This window comes from Bradyrhizobium sp. (assembly GCF_028868675.1).
In the GTDB taxonomy this organism is placed as follows: domain Bacteria; phylum Pseudomonadota; class Alphaproteobacteria; order Rhizobiales; family Xanthobacteraceae; genus Bradyrhizobium.
On sequence record NZ_JAGWUA010000370.1, the window covers coordinates 1 to 1,797 of the forward strand.

Sequence of the window (1,797 nt, forward strand, 5' to 3'; positions counted from 1 at the left end):
GGCCACCACGCCTTCCATGCCGGTGCCGACGAACGGCGCCTCGGCGCGAACCAGCGGCACCGCCTGGCGCTGCATGTTCGAGCCCATCAGCGCGCGGTTGGCGTCGTCGTTCTCCAGGAACGGGATCAGGGCGGCCGCGACCGAAACCAGCTGCTTCGGCGACACGTCCATGTAGTCGACCTTGTCCGGCGTCACCGGCAGAACTTCACGCGCGCCGCCGTTGCGGCAGATGATCAGCTCTTCGGTGAAGCGGCCGCGGTTGTCGACCGGCACGTTGGCCTGCGCCACCGAGTAGCGGCCCTCTTCCGTCGCCGAGAGGTACACGACCTCGTCGGTGACGCGGCCGTCCTTGACCTTGCGGTAGGGCGTCTCGACGAAACCGTACTTGTTGACGCGCGCAAACGTCGCGAGCGAGTTGATGAGGCCGATATTCGGGCCTTCCGGCGTCTCGATCGGGCAGATGCGGCCGTAGTGCGTCGGGTGCACGTCGCGCACCTCGAACCCGGCGCGCTCGCGGGTCAGACCGCCCGGGCCGAGCGCCGACAGGCGCCGCTTGTGGGTGATCTCCGACAGCGGATTGGTCTGATCCATGAACTGGGAGAGCTGCGAGGAGCCGAAGAACTCGCGCACGGCGGCTGCCGCGGGCTTGGCGTTGATCAGGTCCTGCGGCATGACCGTGTCGATGTCGACCGAGGACATGCGCTCCTTGATCGCGCGCTCCATGCGGAGCAGACCGATGCGGTACTGGTTCTCCATGAGCTCGCCGACCGAGCGCACCCGGCGGTTGCCGAGGTGGTCGATGTCGTCGATATCGCCCTTGCCGTCGCGCAAATCGACCAGCGTCTTGATGACGGAGAGGATATCCTCCTTGCGCAGTGTGCGCTGGGTGTCGGGCGCATCGAGATCAAGGCGCATGTTCATCTTGACGCGGCCGACCGCGGAGAGGTCGTATCGCTCGGCGTCGAAGAACAGCGACTGGAACATCGCCTGCGCCGAATCCAGCGTCGGCGGCTCGCCGGGACGCATCACGCGGTAGATGTCGAACAGCGCGTCCTCGCGCGTCATGTTCTTGTCGGCCGAGAGCGTGTTGCGGATGTAGGGACCGACGTTGACGTGGTCGATGTCGAGCAGCGGCAGATCCTTGTAGCCGTGCTCGTTGAGGACCTTCATGAGCTTGTCGGTGATCTCCTCGCCCGCCTCGGCGTGGATCTCGCCGGTCTTCGGGTTGACGAGGTCCTCGGCGATGTAGTTGCCGGCGAGTTCCTCATCGCCCATGCGCAGCGCCTTCAGCCCCTTCTCCTGGAGCTGGCGCGCGGCCCGCACGGTGAGCTTCTTGCCGGCCTCGAGCACGACCTTGCCGGTGTCTGCGTCGATCAGGTCCGAGGTCGTCGAGTAGCCGCGGAAACGGCTGGCGTCGAACGGCACGCGCCAGCCGTCCTTGGTCCGCTTGTAGGCGATCTTCTTGTAGAAGGTGCTGAGGATGGTCTCGCCATCGAGGCCGAGGGCGAACATCAGCGACGTCACTGGAAGCTTGCGGCGACGGTCGATGCGTGCATAGACGATGTCCTTGGCGTCGAACTCGATGTCGAGCCAGGAGCCGCGATAGGGAATCACGCGGGCCGCGAACAGTAGCTTGCCCGAGGAGTGGGTCTTGCCCTTGTCGTGGTCGAAGAACACGCCGGGCGAACGGTGCATCTGCGAGACGATGACGCGCTCGGTGCCGTTGACGATGAAGGTGCCGTTCATCGTCATGAGCGGGATGTCGCCCATGTAGACGTCCTGCTCCTTGATGTCCTT

The 1,797-nt window shown here is 65.3% G+C and carries 1 protein-coding gene; it reads right to left on the reverse strand.

Annotated elements, in window-relative coordinates; all coding sequences use genetic code 11:
• The coding region (gene rpoB / locus KGM94_RS25200) for a DNA-directed RNA polymerase subunit beta (RefSeq protein ID WP_300265465.1) at window positions 1-1,797 on the reverse strand (1,797 nt) is incomplete at both ends.